The 19988-nt window shown below is 55.5% G+C and carries 15 protein-coding genes and 1 pseudogene; 9 read left to right on the top strand and 7 right to left on the bottom strand.

Annotated features, from left to right (window positions below; genetic code table 11):
- Nucleotides 1-13: 13 nt before the first annotated feature.
- The gene (locus tag AC01ZF_RS15885) at nucleotides 14-634 is read left to right on the top strand and encodes an FmdE family protein (RefSeq protein ID WP_424674390.1); all 621 of its coding nucleotides are present in this window, start codon (nucleotides 14-16) and stop codon (nucleotides 632-634) included.
- Between the two features lie 78 nt (nucleotides 635-712).
- Here AC01ZF_RS15885 and erpA read toward each other — a convergent pair whose 3' ends face one another.
- The 3 genes from erpA to AC01ZF_RS15900 all read right to left on the bottom strand — a co-directional run bounded on the left by erpA (nucleotide 713) and on the right by AC01ZF_RS15900 (nucleotide 3349).
- On the bottom strand, nucleotides 713-1159 hold the full coding sequence (gene erpA, locus AC01ZF_RS15890) for an iron-sulfur cluster insertion protein ErpA (RefSeq protein ID WP_424674391.1): 447 nt from the start codon (nucleotides 1157-1159) through the stop codon (nucleotides 713-715).
- 117 nt (nucleotides 1160-1276) lie between these two features.
- Nucleotides 1277-3037, bottom strand: coding sequence for a heme o synthase (locus AC01ZF_RS15895; protein WP_476575493.1), 1761 nt, complete (start codon nucleotides 3035-3037; stop codon nucleotides 1277-1279).
- Between the two features lie 99 nt (nucleotides 3038-3136).
- Nucleotides 3137-3349: a cytochrome c oxidase subunit II gene (locus AC01ZF_RS15900; RefSeq protein ID WP_424674393.1), complete on the bottom strand. Its 213-nt coding sequence runs from the start codon at nucleotides 3347-3349 to the stop codon at nucleotides 3137-3139.
- Between the two features lie 578 nt (nucleotides 3350-3927).
- Here AC01ZF_RS15900 and ligA point away from each other — a divergent pair.
- Nucleotides 3928-5973 (top strand): NAD-dependent DNA ligase LigA, encoded by a 2046-nt coding sequence (ligA, locus tag AC01ZF_RS15905; protein ID WP_424674394.1) that lies wholly within the window; start codon nucleotides 3928-3930, stop codon nucleotides 5971-5973.
- Between the two features lie 61 nt (nucleotides 5974-6034).
- Here the strand turns inward: ligA and AC01ZF_RS15910 are convergent, their stop codons facing one another.
- Nucleotides 6035-7210: a zinc-dependent metalloprotease gene (locus AC01ZF_RS15910; protein WP_428112850.1), complete on the bottom strand. Its 1176-nt coding sequence runs from the start codon at nucleotides 7208-7210 to the stop codon at nucleotides 6035-6037.
- A gap of 693 nt (nucleotides 7211-7903) precedes the next feature.
- Between AC01ZF_RS15910 and AC01ZF_RS15915 the strand changes: the two genes are divergently transcribed.
- From AC01ZF_RS15915 to AC01ZF_RS15945, 7 genes are all read left to right on the top strand, one after another.
- Nucleotides 7904-8503, top strand: a complete 600-nt coding sequence (locus tag AC01ZF_RS15915) for a DNA-3-methyladenine glycosylase family protein (RefSeq protein WP_424674396.1) — start codon at nucleotides 7904-7906, stop codon at nucleotides 8501-8503.
- Between the two features lie 68 nt (nucleotides 8504-8571).
- Nucleotides 8572-9324 (top strand): ribonuclease PH, encoded by a 753-nt coding sequence (rph, locus tag AC01ZF_RS15920; RefSeq protein WP_424674397.1) that lies wholly within the window; start codon nucleotides 8572-8574, stop codon nucleotides 9322-9324.
- 73 nt (nucleotides 9325-9397) lie between these two features.
- Nucleotides 9398-10642: a tetratricopeptide repeat protein gene (locus AC01ZF_RS15925; RefSeq protein WP_424674398.1), complete on the top strand. Its 1245-nt coding sequence runs from the start codon at nucleotides 9398-9400 to the stop codon at nucleotides 10640-10642.
- 124 nt (nucleotides 10643-10766) lie between these two features.
- Nucleotides 10767-11666, top strand: a complete 900-nt coding sequence (locus AC01ZF_RS15930) for a UV damage endonuclease UvsE (RefSeq protein WP_424674399.1) — start codon at nucleotides 10767-10769, stop codon at nucleotides 11664-11666.
- A gap of 79 nt (nucleotides 11667-11745) precedes the next feature.
- Nucleotides 11746-12489 (top strand): peptidylprolyl isomerase, encoded by a 744-nt coding sequence (locus AC01ZF_RS15935; protein WP_424674400.1) that lies wholly within the window; start codon nucleotides 11746-11748, stop codon nucleotides 12487-12489.
- Between the two features lie 158 nt (nucleotides 12490-12647).
- Nucleotides 12648-14465 (top strand): 2-oxoacid:acceptor oxidoreductase subunit alpha, encoded by a 1818-nt coding sequence (locus AC01ZF_RS15940; protein WP_476575494.1) that lies wholly within the window; start codon nucleotides 12648-12650, stop codon nucleotides 14463-14465.
- A gap of 91 nt (nucleotides 14466-14556) precedes the next feature.
- Nucleotides 14557-15591 carry a 2-oxoacid:ferredoxin oxidoreductase subunit beta gene (locus AC01ZF_RS15945; RefSeq protein WP_424674402.1) on the top strand — a complete coding sequence of 345 codons (1035 nt, stop codon included), beginning with the start codon at nucleotides 14557-14559 and terminating at the stop codon, nucleotides 15589-15591.
- A gap of 225 nt (nucleotides 15592-15816) precedes the next feature.
- Here the strand turns inward: AC01ZF_RS15945 and AC01ZF_RS15950 are convergent, their stop codons facing one another.
- The 3 genes and pseudogenes from AC01ZF_RS15950 to AC01ZF_RS15960 all read right to left on the bottom strand — a co-directional run.
- Nucleotides 15817-17649, bottom strand: a complete 1833-nt coding sequence (locus AC01ZF_RS15950) for a glutamate mutase L (RefSeq protein ID WP_428131530.1) — start codon at nucleotides 17647-17649, stop codon at nucleotides 15817-15819.
- A gap of 9 nt (nucleotides 17650-17658) precedes the next feature.
- Nucleotides 17659-18306, bottom strand: a complete 648-nt coding sequence (locus tag AC01ZF_RS15955; protein WP_424674404.1) for a hypothetical protein — start codon at nucleotides 18304-18306, stop codon at nucleotides 17659-17661.
- Nucleotides 18306-19988, bottom strand: a pseudogene (locus AC01ZF_RS15960) (hypothetical protein); the annotation flags it as partial. The gene AC01ZF_RS15955 and the pseudogene AC01ZF_RS15960, both read right to left, overlap by 1 nt.

A 19988-nucleotide genomic window follows, 5' to 3' on the forward strand; every position in this document is an offset into this window, starting at 1 on the left:
AGGAGAAAGGATTGTGTCGATTGACGAACTCATCGATTCCGCTTCGTTACAATGGCTTGTCGCCCCTGAACCTCTCGCCGAGTTCTTGCGCCGCTCATCGGCGATGCACCGTCACCTCTGTCCACGACAGGTACTAGGGGCACGGATGGGGATGTATGCGGGTGAATTACTCAATCTACCGTTACCCCAGACCAACAAGCGTCTCTATGTCTTCGTTGAAACTGATGGCTGCTTTGCCGACGGAATCGGTGTTGCTACCGGCTGTTGGCTCGGCCGGCGAACGATGCGGCTCATCGATGAGGGCAAAGTTGCCGCAACGTTTGTCGATACTCAGACCGGCAACGCCGTGCGAATTGCCCCTCATCCGAACACGCGAACCTTGGCCCGTCAATACGCACCCGATGCCCGTAGTCGTTGGCACGCCTACTTGATCGCGTACCAACTGATGCCGGTGACGGATCTGCTGATTGCCCAACCGGTAACGTTAACCGTCGATCTGAAGGCGATCATTAGCCGTAACGGAATTCGCGCGATGTGTGATCGTTGTGGGGAAGAGATTATCAACGCCCGCGAGATATTACGCGACGGACAAACGTTATGCCGCACTTGTGCCGGTGAGCGGTATTATACGTGACGATCAAACGATCATGGAATAATGATCGCACGACCAACCGTAGCGGTTGGCCGTGCGTTTCAACCAGTCACCTGTTCATCAATATCCGCAGGTACCGCACCCACCACCAACCGGCGCATCATCATCATCTTCGCTGTAATCGGTATCGCGGGCGCGGAATGAATGACCACAACCACACGACGAAACGGCATTCGGATTATCAATCTTGAAGCCGCCACCCATCAGTGTATCAACGAAATCGATCGACGCGCCGATCAAGTAATTGGCGCTAATCGGATCAACCAATACGCGCAGGTTACCGGCGTAAAACTCGTTATCCCCCTCGCGCACTTCATCATCGAAGGTCATGCCATATTGGAGACCCGAACAGCCACCACCGGCGACAAAGACGCGCAGGGCATATCCTTCCAGTTGCTTCTCCTGCATCATCTTCAGCAACCGGTTAACAGCCGTTTCGCTAATCATCAGCAGTGGTTGTGGGTTTGTTGATTGCACACCAATCTGGTCGACACCGATCATCGTCATGGACAAACTCCTTACCGGTACTACATAGCCACCAGCGTAGCTATCTGCTTCGATAGATGAAGTATACACCAACTCAACCCAAATTGCTAGTCGGAGCTTTCGTAAATCAACAAACCGTTATCCAAGGATCAACCGATCGGCCACCATGGCGGCAAACACCAGGGCCAGATAGAGCAGAGAATATTTATACAGGCCCCAGATCGCCGCCTGATCGCCAATTTTCCACACTGCCCAGGCATCACGCATGAAGCGCAGGCCAAACAGTAGCGCACCGGCGAGATAGATCCAACTCATCGCACCGATTGCTACCGGCAGCAGCGATACCGCAACCATGATAGCCGAGTAGACGAGAATCTGCCAGCGCGTTTCACCTTCGCCGGCCACTACCGGCAACATCGGTACCCCGGCACGGGCATAGTCCTTCTGCTTGACCAACGCCAAAGCCCAAAAGTGGGGTGGCGTCCAATAGAAGATAATCGCAAACAGCACCACTGCCATCAGGCTGATCGAACCGGTCACCGCCGTCCATCCCACGAGCGGCGGAATCGCCCCTGCACCACCCCCGATGATAATGTTCTGCCATGTGCTGCGCTTAAGCAGACTCGTGTAGAAATAGGCGTAGTAGATAATGCCGAGGAAGGCAAAGAAGGCGGCTAATGGCGTGGTAAAGACCCAAAGCACAATGATCGACAACACGCTCAGGATCACGCCGAAGATGAACGCCGCGCGAGCTGAGATGCGCCCACTCGGTACCGGTCGCCGACTGGTGCGCCCCATGTTGACGTCAAGATCGCTATCAAACGCGCAATTGATCGCGCCAGCGCCACCGGCTGCCAAATAGCCACCGATCATCGTCCATAAGACCAACCACCACGATGGCAAGCCAGCCTCGGTGATGAACATCGTGGTCAACGTTGTCACCAACAACAGTGAAATCACTTTGGGCTTCGTCAGACTGATGTAATCGGCGATCACAGTGCGCCACTTAGATGCCGGCCGCGACGGAGCTATCGCCGTCATAAAGTGGAGCGGTGTACGGTGGATGATGACTGCGGCGGCTAAGGCACCGGCCCAGAGCAACGACGCTGCCGATAGGCTGAGCAGATGTCCGCCAGGAAGCCACAGACCGGCGAGAGCGATGAGAGCTAAGATCGGCAAGAGCGGGCTATAGCGCGGCAACGCCATCGCTACTACCGAAGATTGCGCTGCTACCGGCAATCGCCGTCGAATCTCAACTGCCATTAATCCCGACAACAATGCGGCAAAACTCAATGCACCAACACTGTTTGCCGGCAACCCAACAGCCATTTCAACTGCCGGAGCCACACTGCGCGCCCCAATCGCCAGAGCGGCCACGCCGGCAGCCGCCGCTGTCCATGCCGCTAACCCGCGTAAACGGCGCTGCGTTTGTGCAGTACGCCCTGACAAACGTTCGTTCGCAGATGGAACGGGAACAACAATAAGTAATAAGGTTAATACCTGTGCTCCGAACGCCATCAGTGCCCCCGAAAGGTGCCAGATATCGGCCACCATTGCCGGTACACCCCAAACGAGTAAAGCTCCGGCTAATGCTTGCGATAAGAAGAGAAACACGGCAACCAGTGCCGTCCAACGCGGAGGAGCTTCTATTTCGGTGGATCGCCATACCGCCCACGTACCGGCAAGGACGACCAACAGCGCCAGAGCAACAATCAGACGGTGAGACATTGCAATCCAAACGAGGGGATTACCACCGTCGCTCACGATTTCAAGACATAACGGCCACGACGAACAAGCTGTTGCGCTGGCCGATACCGTCACCAGCGCACCAGAGATGATGGTTGCTAACGTTAACAGCAATCCAACGATGAGCAATCGAACAACAGTGCGCACGGCCATATGCATCTCCGACTTCGTACAATCAATGCGTTGTGGTAACGCTAGCGAGGTGCAGCACGTACCGCAAAACTCATCGGCAACTATCCTGATAGGGTGCGCCTAAGGTAGTGCCAGATACGCGAATCCAAATAACACGACCGTCGCCAACGCCGTAACCAGTGTCCAAGCGAGATCGGCCTGACCATTACTCCGCGGTATATGAGCCGGCACCGTCGGTGGTTGACGGTACAGCCGCCACGCCGCAACAATCAACGGGATTTGACCACCAATCGCGATGATCGCCGCTACCCAAAAGATGAACCATGCAGCCATCGGTTACCCTCAATAGTTCGTGGATTCTTTCACTAAAATTAATGTTGACGGAATTATACCATGCACCTCTGTTGCCCAACAATAGACGTTTCAACACCGAACGAGACTTTACAGCGTTGGAATGCAGTATTTACGGTTGAGATCTATTAACTATTGATTACGTACTGCTCCTCTACAGGCTGTAATCACAAGCTGCACTATGATGCGAGGAAGGTATGTCTGATGACTTGACGTGAATACAAAAATCCCGTATCTCTGCCACAACGATGGATTATGTATCGGCATACAATAGCGGTAGCTATGTCACTATCTCATCCCGAAAGGAAGAAGTCTGAGGAGAGGACGGCATGTGCCGAGAGATTTCATCGGCATAGCCTATGGTACAATATGCACGAATGTTCGAGTATCTCGTTATTAGAAACACGAAACCCTCTGGCAACTGCCAGCGGGTCTCGTGTGGGGGGGGGTATTTCTATGGTAACGTTTTCTTTACCTCTTCGCAACCCCCCAACAGTACTACTTTCAGAAGGTCTTAGATAGTACCTTTGGTGGAGTTCTACCTGACATTGGAGTTGCACATGAATCAAATCGACGTGACCCAACGCATCAATGAGCTGCGGACGCTTATTCGTCGCTATGATTACCACTACTACGTCCTCGACGATCCCATTGTGAGCGATGCCGAATACGATGCCTTAATGAACGAACTACGCGCACTAGAAGCGGCGCATCCAGAATTGATCACCCCCGACTCACCAACCCAGCGGGTCAGCGGCATACCGGCCAGTCAGTTTGCGAAAGTGCAACATCTGCAGCCGATGCTCTCGCTTGGCAATGCTTTCACCACAACCGATCTGCTGGCCTGGCGTGATCGAGTGCTGCGCTTACTCGGTCAGGATACAGCGGTAGCCTATGTGGTCGAACCCAAGATCGACGGGCTGGCAGTAGCATTGACATACCGTGACGGCCAATTCGTGCAAGGTGCAACGCGCGGTGATGGTGAGGTCGGTGAAGATGTGACCGCGAATCTGCGCACGATTAGTAGCATTCCACTACTGTTGCACCCACCAGATGGCGGCCACGACCGAGATCTACCCACTGCGTTACCCTCACTGATCGAGGTGCGCGGTGAGGTCTATATGCGTACCGCTGACTTCGAGGCGCTGAATGATCGTCTGGCCGTTACCGGTGAGAAGATCTTCGCCAACCCACGCAATGCCGCCGCCGGTTCACTTCGCCAAAAGGATCCGGCGATTACTGCCGCTCGTCCGCTGCGCTTTTTTGCCTACGGTGTCGGTCCGGTCGAAGGGGTCGAGCTGACCGGTCAATGGCAGACATTACGTTACCTACGGATGCTCGGTTTTCCGGTCAACCAAGATGTCCGTCGTTTTACCGATTTCAATGAGGTACTGGCCTACTGCGAACAATGGATGGCCCGTCGCGATGAATTACCCTACGAAGCTGACGGGATGGTCATCAAGATTGACGATTTTGCCCAGCAGCGTGAACTTGGCGTGGTTGGGCGTGATCCGCGTTGGGCCATTGCCTTTAAATTTCCACCGCGTGAGGCTATCACTCGTTTGCTCAACATCACGGTAAATGTCGGACGAACCGGTGTCGTTACGCCGAATGCCGAGTTAGAGCCGGTACAGATCGGTGGAGTCATCGTGCGTAATGCGAGCCTGCATAACGCCGACTATATCGCTCAGCGTGATATTCGGATCGGCGATTACGTCATTGTGAAACGGGCCGGTGACGTGATTCCGTATGTAGTTGGGCCGGTTGTGGCCCGCCGTGATGGCAGCGAGCGACCGTGGCAGTTTCCAACACACTGTCCGGCCTGCGGTTCACCACTTGAACGCGAACCCGGTGAGGCGGCCTGGCGTTGTAACAATTTTGGAATTTGTCCGGCGCAGTTGGTCCGTCGGCTAGAACACTTTGCTAGCCGTGCCGCACTCGATATTGTTGGAATGGGTGAACGACAGGCTGAGTTGTTTGTACAACGCGGTTTGGTGCGTGATGTAGCCGATCTGTTCTACCTGAAAGCAGAGGATCTTGCCGGGTTAGAAGGGTTTGGTCCGAAGCGGATCGCGAACTTGCTAAACGCAATCGACGCTGCGCGCCAACGACCACTCGACCGCTTGATCGTTGGCTTAGGGATTCGCTATGTTGGTACCGTTGCAGCCCAAGCATTGGTCAACGCCTTAGGATCACTCGACGCGATAATGAATGCTCGCCAAGAAGAGCTCGAGCAGATTCCCGGAATTGGGCCGGTGGTTGCGGCAAGTATTGTTGATTTCTTTGCCCGCCCCGAAAATCGGCAGTTGATCGAAAAGTTGCGCGCGGCAGGAGTACAGATGAACGCCGGCCCCCAGCGTGAACGGAAGAGTGATGTGCTCGCCGGAAAGACGTTTGTCCTTACCGGTACGTTACCTTCGCTGACCCGCGAGCAGGCCAGCGCTCTGATCATCGCACACGGTGGTAAAGTAACCGATAGCGTCAGTAAGAAGACGGATTATGTCGTAGCGGGGGTAAATGCCGGTAGCAAGTTAGCGAAGGCCCAGCAACTTGGTATTCCGGTGCTTGATGAAGCCGCTCTGTTGGCGCTCATCGGTGAGCGGTGAACGATAGCTGCGGTTGGCACGCCGGTCATCGCAGTGTGCCAACCTATCGCCGCGAACGTTCCTACATACGTTCTATGCGGGCAATCCACATCGCTGGATTGCGGATCTCTTCCATCGATGGCAGATGTTCTGGCCGCTCCCAGACGCGACCGGCAAATCTGATCCCACGCGCGGCCACTACCGCATTGACAAACGCTTCACCTTGCTGATATTGGGCTAGCTTGAGATCGAGGCCGGTCAAGCGAAAGACCATCTGATCGAGTAACGTTCGCTGCCGCTGCCGCTGCGCGATCTGATGTTCGATCTGGCTGAAACTCGGCAACAATCGCCGACCAACCGCGTTCATCACATGGTTGCCGTAACCTTCAATAATTGACATCAGTGCCTGAATCCGATCAAACACCACCCGCTGCTCAGGTGTCAATACCGATTCGATCCAATGTTGGCCACTCCCAACCCCCTGTACCAGCCGCATCATGGTATCGATCAGATTATTGCCGTTACCCAACATTTGGCTGCTGATGAGCGTAAAGTTCTGCTCGATCAGTTCACGGAAATAGCGACGCACCCACGGATACGCTTCAAACTCAAAGGCATGGGTCATCTCGTGCAGCGTAATCCAGAGCCGAAAATCGGTATCGTTCAGGCCGAGTTGCTGCTGGACACGGGCAATATTCGGTTCGACAAAGTACAGCGAACCACCGGTCGCTTCTGCCGAGAGGAGGCTTAAGTCGTACTGGCCGAGCACACGCTGAGCCAGATACCCAAGGAGACCACCAATCTGCATCCCCAGCAACTTACTGCTGACATCGTTGACCATCACCCCCAACGCACCACGCCCGCCACCATTCTTTTCATACACCTCTTCGAGGGGGCGGAAGAGCTGGCTAAATGAAACAATATTCGCTTCGAGCCATTCCCGCCGGTCGAAAACAAAAATTCGATTGACCGGTTCGGGTAATTGCACGCCAAGATACTCGGCGATGAGAGGTTCACTTTGCGCCACCATCTGGGCGTACTGTTGGCGGCGAACATGGCGATCGTCAACCGGAGCTTGTTCCCACTGCGACAAACGTAATGCCGCCTGACGGGCCTGCTCCCAGTCGATCAAGCCGCTGGGAACCCGACTTTCATTGCGAGCACGAGAGTCGAAATAGTAGCGCGCCGCTAAACCGGCCGCTATTCCGATCAACAGAGCGGCGCCGAAGCGACGTAGTTCATTCTGATTACCGGCCAAGGTTATCTCCTTTCCGTATGTTGGCCATCCTCTGCACAGTCTAGCATGGTTGATCTACGCTTGTCCAACCGCGCGGTAGGATTGTCGCACCTATCACACTAGAACACGAACGTCACCTTGTCGGTGCATAATGTGCCAAGCTAGAAGTGCGACGAACAACGCTGTGAGAGGCCGAAACAGTCGTGCGGTTGGACGACAGTGATGAACTCTTGCGTTTCGATGGTAGGTACGGTACATTCCAATGTGCTGTCATCCCATCACCACACGGCAAACTTTCCGTCAGTGTCATTGTTACCTAGCCGTGCCCAATTCTCCCCGCCAACCAGTCGTTACTGAATCTCCTCACGCGGCCTCCCTTACCGGAGTGGAAAACGGTAATGGTACGACGCCAACAGTGCAGTTAAAGTTGCATACAGATTAGCGCAACCGGTAGCTCCCGATCACTCCATCGTTGCCCAACACCTGGATCGCATCACGCCCCAGCACGAGCCAATCGCGCTAAGCGAGATCGGTTTTGCTTGGTATCAGCATCCCATAGCGAATTGCCAATAGCTCGCGGGTCTACAGCATCAGCGACTCATCCCCCCGAGCAATCACCACAATAGCCACTTTCATCTGAACATCGAGTACAATGATCACACTATTGTGGCACTGCTACGCAATAATCGTCGTGGACTATCATTTGGTATTCCTATGGAACAAGCTCTCAACCATCTCCGCACCGTCGATCCGGTGCTGGCACCGTGGATTGACCAGATTGGTCCGTTCGAACTCCAACGCCAACCGCACAGCTTTGCCACCCTCGCCTATGCGATTATCAGCCAACAACTCACCTTGACTGCCGCGCGTGCAATCCGTGATCGTCTAACGACCCTCCTCGGTGAACTGACTCCGGAACGGATACTGGCTGCCGACACGACGGCGCTGCGCGCTGCCGGCCTCTCGATGCAGAAAAGCGGTTACCTACGCGATCTAGCCGAGCGCATCGTGTATGGACAGCTCAACCTCGAACTGCTCCCGACGCTCGACGATGAAACGGCAATCGCAACGCTAACCAACGTGCGCGGGATTGGACGATGGACGGCTGAAATCTATCTCATGTTTGCACTCGACCGGCTTGACATGTTACCTGCCGACGATCTTGGACTGCGGGATGGCGCTCGCCTTGTCTATCAATTACCACAGATACCGTCGCCGCGTGAACTACGTGCTTTAGGTGAACGTTGGCGACCGTACCGTAGTATCGCTTGCTGGTATCTTTGGCAAATTCGGCACATTATGTCGAAAAGTTGAGTAAATGTGCGTTGTTGGGTGTAGTTACACATGGTATGATATTCAAAAGGAAGGAGTGAGAAATCGGTATGGTACGACGTGATGGCCGGGCACCAGATCAATTGCGTCCTATCACTATCGAGATCGGTGCTGCTCCTTACGCGGAAGGATCGGCACTCATTGCGTGTGGCAATACGCGCGTCCTGTGTACGGCAACGATTGAAGACGGTGTACCGGCGTGGATGCGCGGTCAACAGGGTGGTTGGGTTACGGCAGAATATGCGATGCTGCCGCGGGCGACATTACAACGGTCTCGTCGTGAACGTAACGGCCCAAGTGGGCGAACCCAAGAGATTCAACGCCTGATCGGGCGCTCATTGCGAGCAGCGATAGATTTACATGCGATCGGTGAGCGAACCATCACCATCGACTGCGACGTGCTACAGGCTGACGGTGGCACCCGTACCGCGTCGATCAGCGGCGGGTACGTCGCGTTAGCACTCGCCGTCGATCATTTGGTACGTAGTGGTGCAGTTGAAACATACCCAACCCTCACCCCGCTGGCCGCAGTCAGTGTAGGTATGATTCGGGACGCACTCCTGCTTGATCTTTGCTATGAAGAAGATAGTCAGGCCGATCTCGATTGTAATGTCGTGATGAACATCAACGGTGCGTTTATCGAGGTACAGGCAACAGCCGAACGAACACCGGTAGCACGTGCCCAACTTGATGCGCTGTTAGATCTTGCTGCACGTGGTATTCAACAGATTCTAGCAACCCAAGCTGCAGCGCTCGCCACCGTTTTGCCCAACAACGCCATGAGCAGCGCAGCTTCACCGTGACTACGGTTGCGCGTCCTCCCCTACGACAAAACGCGCAACCATCGCCCACACCGGTTGGGCGAGGAGGCTTAGGATGACCGATGAGATGAAGCGCGTCGCCAGTCGTCGCCATTTACGGTACGGTTTGGCCTTCGAACGCACCCAACGCCCGCTAGAGGCCCTCGACCAGTTTCGCCGAGCGATTGCCGCCGACCCAACAATGCGTGACGCCCATAACGCGCTGGCCTTCCATTATCAGCAGCAAGGCTTGTTGGCAAAAGCAGCCGACGCCTTTGCTGCGGTCGCTGCTCTCGCCGACGACTACTTTGCCCGTTTCAACCTCGGCTTCGTCTTGGTCGAACTTGAACGGTACGACGAAGCGGAACGAGAGTTCCAACGTTGTCTTGAGCTTGATCCGAATGATACGGCTGCGCAACTCGAATTAGCCTACATCTACGCAGCACGTGGTGAGTACGCCAAAGCGGTGACGATGCTCGAAGGGCCGCGCCAACGTTACTACGATGACTGGGCGGTCTTTCATCTCCTGGGTCGTTGTCTTTTTCAATTGCAGCGGTTTGATGAAGCACAACAAGCCTGGCAGCACGCTTTGGCACTCGCCCCCCACGCAGAAGACCAATTTGAGCTGCTGGCATGTTTGCAGAGTATTGAGCGGCGGCGTGAGTTCCACACATGCACCGGTCTCAAAGATGACCTCTACGTACACGAAGGTGTCATCTGCCTCGGTTCGGCGATGGATGACGGCATCACCATCCATCCGCTACACGATTATCACCTGCGTGAACACGATATCGTGCGTACCATCCAACGCTTTGTCGCACTTGCTCGCAGCAGCAAATGGCAGTTAGGCGGGATTGTTGCGCCTGATCTAACCAGCAAACCACTCGCTGCTGCGCTGGCTCAGCTACTCGAGCTACCGCTGTTGAACTTACACCATCTCCCGAACATCACGGCGCCGATCTTGCTCGTCATCGCGGTTGGTCACTTAGCCGACCTCTTCACCATTGCCCGAGAACGATTACCCATATCCAGTCCCGGCTTCTGCCTTGCCGTTAATTGGATGAAATACAGTCCTTTGTGGCCCGAAGTGGTAGGTGTGGTGGTCGAAGGTGTATGTACCGTGCCGTGGGGAGATGAACTACGCGGCCTGTCTTCAGCCGAACAGATGACGGTGATCCAGCGTATCGCCGATCGGCTGATCGCCCAAGTACAAGACTTACCCGCTGAAGAGAATCTACCTCGCCAGATTCGCTACTATACCCGCCGCCATCGTCGGTTGGCGATCAACAGTCTACTACTCACGACAAAACCACGGCTCTGAAACGCAGACTTGACCGCTTCTTTTGACAAAATCGAACATATGTACTACAATCTATAGCAACAGCAGTGGAATGATAAAACCGATCCACTGCTCACTTGACTATATCTGAAGAGGTGGCACGGGCATGATCCGTCTAGGCTTTTCTGTTCGCACCGTGCAACAACCCGGCCTTGCCGGTGGTGCATCACCCCATCTAAGCGTCTTACTCACGCAACTCAGTGATCTCCTTTCATACCTTGAACGGCGGGCAATTCGGTTTTACCGTTTTGCCGCCCCCCGCCACATGACGCCGGCAGATCTGGCCGATTGCGCTACCCAGCTCGCACTACTCCGCCAACGCCTCAGCACACAGCAAATCCGCCTCGGTCTCCATCTCGATCCACACCTCAACTTGAGTCACCCTGATGATCGAGTCGCCGCCGAAACAATAAGCACCATCGAAATGGCGACTCATCTGCTCGTCGCACTCGATCAACCAAACACGATCACCCACACGCTGGTCATCCATGCGGCAGCCGGCAACGCCGAAGCGCTCCTCCGCCTCGCGAGACGCTGGTCGGCATTGTCGGTACCCGCTCGCCGACGCACCGCCATCGAACATACCAGTAGTGGACCATCACTACGTATGCTGCTGACGCTGACCGCTCGTATCGGGGTACCGATTGTCTTCGACTACCTCCATTTTCATTTACACAATCCCGAACGATGGAGTTTGCCACTTGCCCTCGGGTTGAGTCTGGCAACGTGGCCGCACGACGTGCGACCTGAAGTACATCTAAGTAGTCAGCGAAGCGAGGCCCATCTGCTGCCGGGTCGCAACGGTACGACCCGCGTTCTACCACCGCGCGCCGGCCAACACGCCGATTTTATCGTTGCCCAAGACGCGCTTGCCTTACTCGCGGCAAGTCGTGGCTTACCGCCGTTCGATCTTATGCTCGAAGCTAAAGCCGGTGATCTGGCTCTCCTCCGCTTACGCCATGACCTCCATCGCTACGCACCGGAGTGGGTAGCGTGTGTGCAATAATGTACGACTAATCCACTTGTCACCATCGCATCCTCACCGGTATAATGCCTGCGGTACAGCGTTATTATCGAGGTGTCATGTGAGTACACAACGTCCATCTTCCACACCTAATCCAATGACTGGCCTGATAGCCATTGCTATTCTGCTCCTCATTCTTGGACTTGTTGCCGGCCTGCTGATTAGCCGCGCAGCACCGCCAACCGCAACACCGGCGCCTACCACTCCACCGGCCCCACCGACGGCAGCACCGGTTGCCACTTCAACACCGGCGGCGAGTACGATGCCGGTCATGCCGACCGCAACGACTTACCGGTACAACAGCCCACCACCAATGACAATTGATCCGGCGAAGAAGTACACAGCGACTATCTACACGCCCCGCGGCGAGATTGTGATTGAGCTGTTGCCCGATATTGCGCCGCAAACGGTGAATAACTTCGTCTTTCTCGCCCGCCAGAATTTCTACAACGGGCTAACATGGCACCGTGTCCTGCCGAATTTTATGGCACAAGGCGGTGATCCGAACGGCGATGGCACCGGTGGGCCGGGCTATACCATCCCTGCCGAGTTCACCGACAAAATTCTGTTCGACCAGCCCGGAATCGTGGCAATGGCACGCTCTACCGACCCCAACAGCGCTGGTTCACAATTCTTCATCACGACTGCTCCGGCCCCGTGGCTTAACGAGCAGTACACCATCTTTGGGCGCGTGATCAAAGGACAAGAGATTGTGGATGGGATTCCGCTGCGCGATCCGAGCAATCCTGCCGATTTGGCAACACCAGGTGAGACGATTCTGGGCATTACGATTAGCGAAGAATAGGTAAAAGATAAGACCGGTGTTGCTGCGCACCGGTACATCGCCACGGCGCGGCAAGCTCTGTAACCCACGCTGTGGATGTTGCATTGCAATAATCGGTTTTGGTCGCGTATAATGACGGGTATGTTGCTCAGTGTCGAGCTTTGCATTGCGAGGAGGCTATGCAATTCCCCAAATCGACCGTCAATGAATTCGCGATTACTGCGGCCACCATCAACGGCTCCGGCAGCCAAACGGCAAACATGGTGCTGATGCGAGCCATTTTCTTGATGGGTATTCCCGTCTCAGGTAAGAACCTCTTCCCCTCGAACATTCAAGGTGAACCGACGTGGTATACCTTGCGCGTCAGCCAAGCCGGTTACACAGCTCGACCTGCCCAATCGCAGCTATTGGTAGCGTTTAATCCGCGCACGGCTAACGACGACCTCGCCAATCTCGTTACCAGTGGCATCTGCCTCTACCCCGCCGATGGCCCATGGCAACCGCAACGTTCCGATATTATCTCGGTCGCGCTACCGGTGCGCCAGCTTCTCGAACAAACCGATGTTAGCCAGCGCTTACGAACCTACGCGGCCAATATGGTGTACGTCGGGGCATTGGCTGCACTCCTGGGAATTACCGATACCGCATTGGTCAAGGCGGTACAGCACCAGTTTCGTGGTAAAGCAACCACTATCGAGCTGAATCTAGCTGTAATTCGGGCAGCAAAGGAATGGATGAGCAACACCGACACGCCCGCGCATGGGCGGTTTCGCGTCGAGCCACTTACGGCCACCACCGAGCTGATGTTGATCGACGGTAATACTGCTGCTGCAATCGGTGCGATTACCGGTGGGGTTGGAGTGGTAGCGTGGTATCCGATTACGCCGTCAACCAGCCTGATCGAGTCGCTCGAGAGCTATTTGCCCCGTTTACGCGAACATAACCAAGGGGCGACCTGCGCGATTGTGCAAGCCGAAGACGAAATCGCGGCGTTGGGGATTGTGATCGGAGCCGGTTGGGCCGGTGCGCGGGCAATGACCGCGACCTCGGGGCCGGGTATCTCGCTCATGACTGAGTTCGCCGGATTAGGCTTTTTCGCTGAAATCCCTGCCGTCATTTGGGATGTGCAGCGGGTTGGCCCTTCAACCGGCTTGCCCACCCGCACCGCCCAAGGCGATCTTCTGTCGGTCTATTACCTCGGCCACGGCGATACTCGTCATGTGGTGTTGCTGCCGGGCACGATGGAAGAATGTTACAGTGATGCCCAACTGGCGTTTGATCTGGCCGAGTATCTCCAGACCCCGGTCTTTGTTCTCAGCGATCTTGATCTGGGGATGAATATTTGGATGAGCCGACCCTTTACGTACCCTGAGCAACCGCTGCAACGCGGGAAGGTGCTCAGTGCTGAAGATTTAGCGAAGCTTACTACGTATGCACGCTTCGCTGATGTTGATGGTGATGGGATTGGCTACCGCACATTGCCCGGTAATCCTCACCCGTTGGCGGCGACGCTCAGCCGTGGTACCGGGCACAATGAGCGTAATGTCTATAGTGAACGTCCTGAAGACTGGCAGCGTAATATGGCACGACTCTGGCGGAAACACGAGACAGCTCGCCGTCTCGTACCCCACCCGGTGATCGATGCGCATCCAGAGGCTACCATCGGTTTGATCGGATTTGGTTCAACGGCGCCGGCCATCGCTGAGGCCCGCGATTTGTTGGCGGCTGCTGGTATTGTGACCAGTAGTATGCGCGTGCGGGCCTTACCGCTCGGCCAGGAAGTTACCGATTTTATCGCCCATCACCGGTATTGTGTTGTGATCGAACAGAATCACGATGGTCAGTTACGTCAATTACTGCAACTCCACTGCCCGGCATACGCGACAAGGCTAGGTTCGGTAGCGTGGTGCGATGGCTTGCCACTTACCGCACCATTTGTGCGCGATCAGGTATTGAATGTGCTCGAGCAGATGCATGCAACTACACTTATTATGTAGAGTTGCAGTCGATGCGGAGATGATTGCCACCAAGGGTATGCAACGACAAACCGGTATAGATAGAACCTATATTACCATAAGGATACCTGTTATGACCCAGCAAACGATAAATGCAATTGGTCTGACCAAGGCAGATTACCGTGGCGCACCATCGACACTCTGTGCCGGATGCGGACACGACTCCGTTGCTAACCAGATTATTACCGCGGCGTTTGAACTTTCGCTCCAACCGCATACCGTCATTCGCATGAGCGGCATTGGTTGTTCGAGTAAGTCGGCTGCTTACTTCTTGGGTCGTTCACACGGTTTTAATTCACTCCATGGCCGGATGCCATCGGTAACCACCGGCGCACATCTCGCCAACCATACCTTACGTCCGCTCGCCGTGAGTGGTGATGGCGATACGGCCAGTATTGGCTTGGGGCAGTTTATCCATCTGTTACGGCGTAACGTGCCGATTGTGTATATCGTGGAAAATAACGGGGTGTATGGTCTCACGAAAGGTCAATTTTCGGCCACAGCCGATGAGGGGCAAGAGCTGAAGCATGCCGGTGTTAATCACTTACCGCCGATTGATGTCTGTGCCGAAGCAATTTTGGCCGGCTGTGGCTTCGTTGCCCGCTCGTTTGCCGGCGATGCCAAACAGGTACGAGAATTGATCAAGGCTGCCTTCAATTTTCACGGTGCCGCCGTGATCGATGTCATTAGTCCGTGCGTTACCTTTAACAACCACGACCGTTCGACCAAGAGTTATACCTATGGGAAGACGCACGAGTCGCCATTGCACGACATCAGCTTTATCCCGCACTACGAAGAGGTGACGGTGGATTATGAACCGGGCGAGGTGCGCGATGTCCAACTCCACGGTGGCCCGGTTATTCGATTGCGCAAACTGAATCACGACCACGATCCGAGCAATCGGATGGCGGCACTACAATTGCTGGAACAGGCCCGTGCTTCTGGCGAGTTTGTGACCGGTTTGATCTATCTAAATGAACAACGCCCGACATTGGCCGAGACGTTAGGCATCGGCCCGACACCAATCGCGGCATTTCCAGAAGATCGTCTACGTCCAACCCGAGAGGCGTTCGCCGCTGTGATGGCAGATCTTATGGGCGAAAGGTAAAGGTACACGGAGTGAGACGAGTGGGACGCTAAGAACCATCTGTGATTATCCGTCGCATTCCCTTCTATCCGTGTTCTGACCAAGAATACACGGATTAAGACGGACCTGACAGATGGTCACCGATCGCGCCACGCTTCACCTCCGTGGTTATCCGTCGCATTCCCTTCTATCCGTGTTCTGACCAAAAATATACAGCGGATAGGCATGGGGCACACTAATCTAAACTTATACTCCAACGCCTCGATGTTCGGGCAAGGCTATTTCCGGTTCAGGGTAAGGACTATCGCTCCGTTCCGCGTCCAACGCTCGTAACCACGACCACAGCAACCGTCGCCGCTCAGCACCATCTTCGGGGAGTGATAACGGACGGCCACGGGCATCAATAATCAGTCCGAGGAGGCTACCGGGCACTTCTGCCGGATCACTCGCCACCGGCTCACCGGAAACATCACGGCCTACCCGCACACCGCGAGTCGGTTTGACTTTGACTTGCGCATACCGGCCAATCGGTAGCGGCAAACGAACCAGCTCACCCAAACGTACCTGTGCGTACTCGGTGTCACCACCTACTGCAATTAGTTCGACCTCGGCGACCAGTTCACCAGGCCGGCCACTCCCTTGCAACACGATACACGTCGCCAACGGGGTATTCAACAGCAAATCGTGATCGAAGACGGAAAGGGCCGCTTCAGGATGTAACGTGGCTAGACCACCGCAGACCGACATTAAACCAAACGTATCGAGGTGAACGTGCAAGAGCAAATCGGGTAGTTCATTAGCCGGCTGCAACCCATCGAGCAAAGCCAACAGTGCCATACCGGGATGCGGTGCGTGGATAAGTGCCCCACCACTCGCGATCACGTGGCTATACTCCAACGTCGGTACCTCATCACGCAAAGCAGCCATTCCGAGCGACAGCACCGCACGGGTGAGCGCGAGATCAAGATAACATTCTTCGCGTGTAGCAGGTATCGTCTGCGGTCGCAGCACTCGATTGAGCACGCGCTCAGTCAGTTCCTGTTCGGTCATTGCGAATGGCAACCAACGCGCCAGGGCGGCAGGGCCTGTTTCACTGAGCACGTGAGCTGCGCCATAGGCTGTACCACGCACACCGTGGATCGCCGCATGAACTTGATCGGGAGCTGCGGCGATCAGAGTGGTGGTCGTTGCCCCCACATCCACATACAACACCGGTTGCTGTTGTCGCTCAGCCCAGAAACGGGTCATCAGATACTGAGCCTCAACCACGGTACGCAACGTCGTATGCTCCGCAGGCAATGCGTTCAGACCGGGCAAATCGGTTAACTGACGAGCATAGCGGGCAAGCAATGCTTGACGGAGCGGCGTGAGCACTTCGCGTTCAAGTTCCGGGCGCACATTGGCAACCATTAGAACATCGTTCTTGTACTCGGCAAGTGCCACTTGCACTTGCGCTTGGGCTGCAGTATTCCCGGCATAAACGATAGTGGGCAACGGTTCATCGGTCGTCTGCTTGAACGCCAATACCAAATTCACCAATTGCACCAACCGTATGACCGAATCCGTCGCACCACCTTCCACACCCCCGGTCACGACAATCACATCAGGTGAGAGTGGCAAGAGCGTCTCGAGTTGGCGTTCGAGCCACGACCGATCTTCGACAGCCGGTGGATGCCCCAACCTATCATCGAGGGTTGTCACCGCCAACACGACGCTGGGCACACCCTGTACCGCGTGCAACGCGCTGCGGGCCGATACATCAGCCGCAATCGCTGCCACTACCACCCGTAATGGTTCAAGAGCTGATGTAACAACCACAACAGCATCAATCCCATCACCGGCAATCGTCTGGGGCATCAATAAACGGCCATCATGCAGGAGCTGACGGCTGGTGAGATCGGCAATCTGCGCTGTTGCTTCTTGAATAGCGAAGAAGATGTTTTGGTACGGCAACTCACAGCTTGTAAGTGTCTCGGCTTGACCGATCAAACGGCTTTCGCCATCGACCTGATCGATCAGCGACACACGGGTCGTAACACTCCCGATCTCAACTACCAATACAGCACGCACTGTAGACATACCTCTCCCTTACGCCCCCAGCACCGCCCGAACCCACTCAACAACGAACAATAACCGTTCGTTCAATGCAGCAAGATAAGAACTCACATTCCCAGCCAAAAAGAAACCAAATGCAATCAGGAGGAACCAACGACCTACTCGTGCGGTGCTATCGAGCCAGCGTTGGCGACGCGGATCGGCCGACCGAGTAAAGGAAAACGAGAGCAGAGTCACGATAGAACCGACAAACAGAACAAGACTACCCAATATCGCAGACGGAGCACTCAGATCAAGCCGAGTGGCATCGAGGACTTGTGGCATGATCGTACCAATCAATGCGCCACCCACCACCAGCGCCGCTCCAACCCCAAAAACCAACGCCAGCGGCAGATTAGCCAGCCACGAGTTCGTTTGTTGGTCACTGACGCGCGTAAGCAAGAGAGCGGCCAATACAAAAGGGACGAGGCGCAACGTCACCAAACCAGGCTGCCCACTAGCTAACCAAAGCTCAACGACTGCCGGGCGCAGCACCTGATGGTAGATGACAACCACCGCGTAACCTAACGCTACACCAACAAACAGATACTGTACGAGCCGGAATGCCGGTGTATCGCCGAACAGACGGCTAAACACGAGCAGCGTCAGCAACACCGGGATCAGATTGATTGCCAAATCCATCACGCGCTCCCGCGGGCTGGGCGCCGCAACCGCTCAATAATGACAATCACACCACCAACCATCATCACGATCACGAACATGATCGTAGCCCACGTCTGATTAGCTACCATCGTGGCGACCACTCCATCAGTTCCACTCGCAGCACGCAACTCAACCGCACCACGCTGGCCGGCCACCGCATACACATTAGGTAAGCGCAGATAGGGCAACACTTGAGGATAGACCTCTTGAGGAAGCAAGAAGGCAATCGGTACTCGAGGAGCAGCACTGTGAATCTGCTCCATCCACGCCTGTACATCTTGCACTTGATCGGCCATAACGACGATCATTGCCAAGTCGGCGAGGGTCTCGACCCGCGGCGAACCATCGGGGCGTGTCGCCAATAGACCGGCGGTAGCATCTTGACCGGTATAATCACGACGCAACTGGGCGCGCAAGTCACCGGCAATACTGCGCAGCGCCAGTTCACCACCGGGACGATAGCCGAGAAGCACGTAATCGCGTCCACCAAAGGTAACACCATTTTCGTTGTTATAGCCAGCAGCGCGCAACGGTCCAATTTGGTCGAAGGCGAGTAATGCTCCTTGAAGATCGGTACTAACGATGATCAGTTTTGTACGATCAACCATTAGTTGCTCGAAGAGCGCCTGTTCAAGAGGTCGCAACTCAGCAACTCGCTGGGCACCCCACTCGTAGGCCACCAACACCACATCATCGCTACCCAACGCGGTTAATCGCTCGCTCAACGCAATTGCTGCCGGAGAAGGCTGCACTTGACCCATTAGCGGATTGGGTAGGCTTGGGATCAGCAAACTAACGAGCACGGCAACCAACAAGACCCACGCCAACCAATGCTCGAGTTTCGGCAATCGGCGACGAACAACCGTCGGTTGCGCGACCGATACCGCTTGTGGCAATGGCGACTGGATCAAACGTTCGAGGAGTGCCGTTGCCGCTACCTGATCAGGAGTGCGTAGAGCCGGCATCGGCAGCGGTGGTTTAACCACCACAACCTCAGGAGCACTCGCTTCTTCTTCTAGCTCCGCTTCACGACTGCTCAAACGTTGTAACCAACTTAGGGATGGAGTAGCCACCGGCTCTACAATGTGCTCCGTAGAAGCACGTAGCCATGGCGGTAACTCGGCCCCACTAAAGAATTCGTCACTGCTTGAACTAGTCGTTGTTGACGGTTCGGCAGTAACCGATAGCCCGGACGGTTCAGCCTGTAACCACGGCAGGTCTTCAGTTTGCTTAACCCCGATGAGCCAATCAGGTGTATCAGCAGTGCTCGCGGCAGATTCTTGTAACCACGCCGGCACGTCGTCGGTCGGTGCAGTTGACTCCTCTGCCCGCAACCAGGCCGGCACGTCGTCGGTCGGTGCGGTTGGCTCCTCTGCCCGCAACCACGCCGGGACATCGCTGGTCGGCGCCGTTGACTCCTCCGCACGCAACCAGGCCGGCACGTCGTCGGTCGGTGCGGTTGACTCTTCGGCCCGCAACCACGCCGGGACATCGCTGGTCGGCGCCGTCGGCTCCTCCGCCCGCAACCACGCCGGCACGTCGCTGGTCGGTGCGGTTGGCTCCTCTGCCCGCAACCACGCCGGGACATCGCTGGTCGGTGCGGTTGGCTCTTCGGCCCGCAACCAGGCCGGCACGTCGTCGGTCGGTGCGGTTGGCTCCTC

The sequence above is a fragment of the Chloroflexus sp. genome (assembly GCF_056331925.1).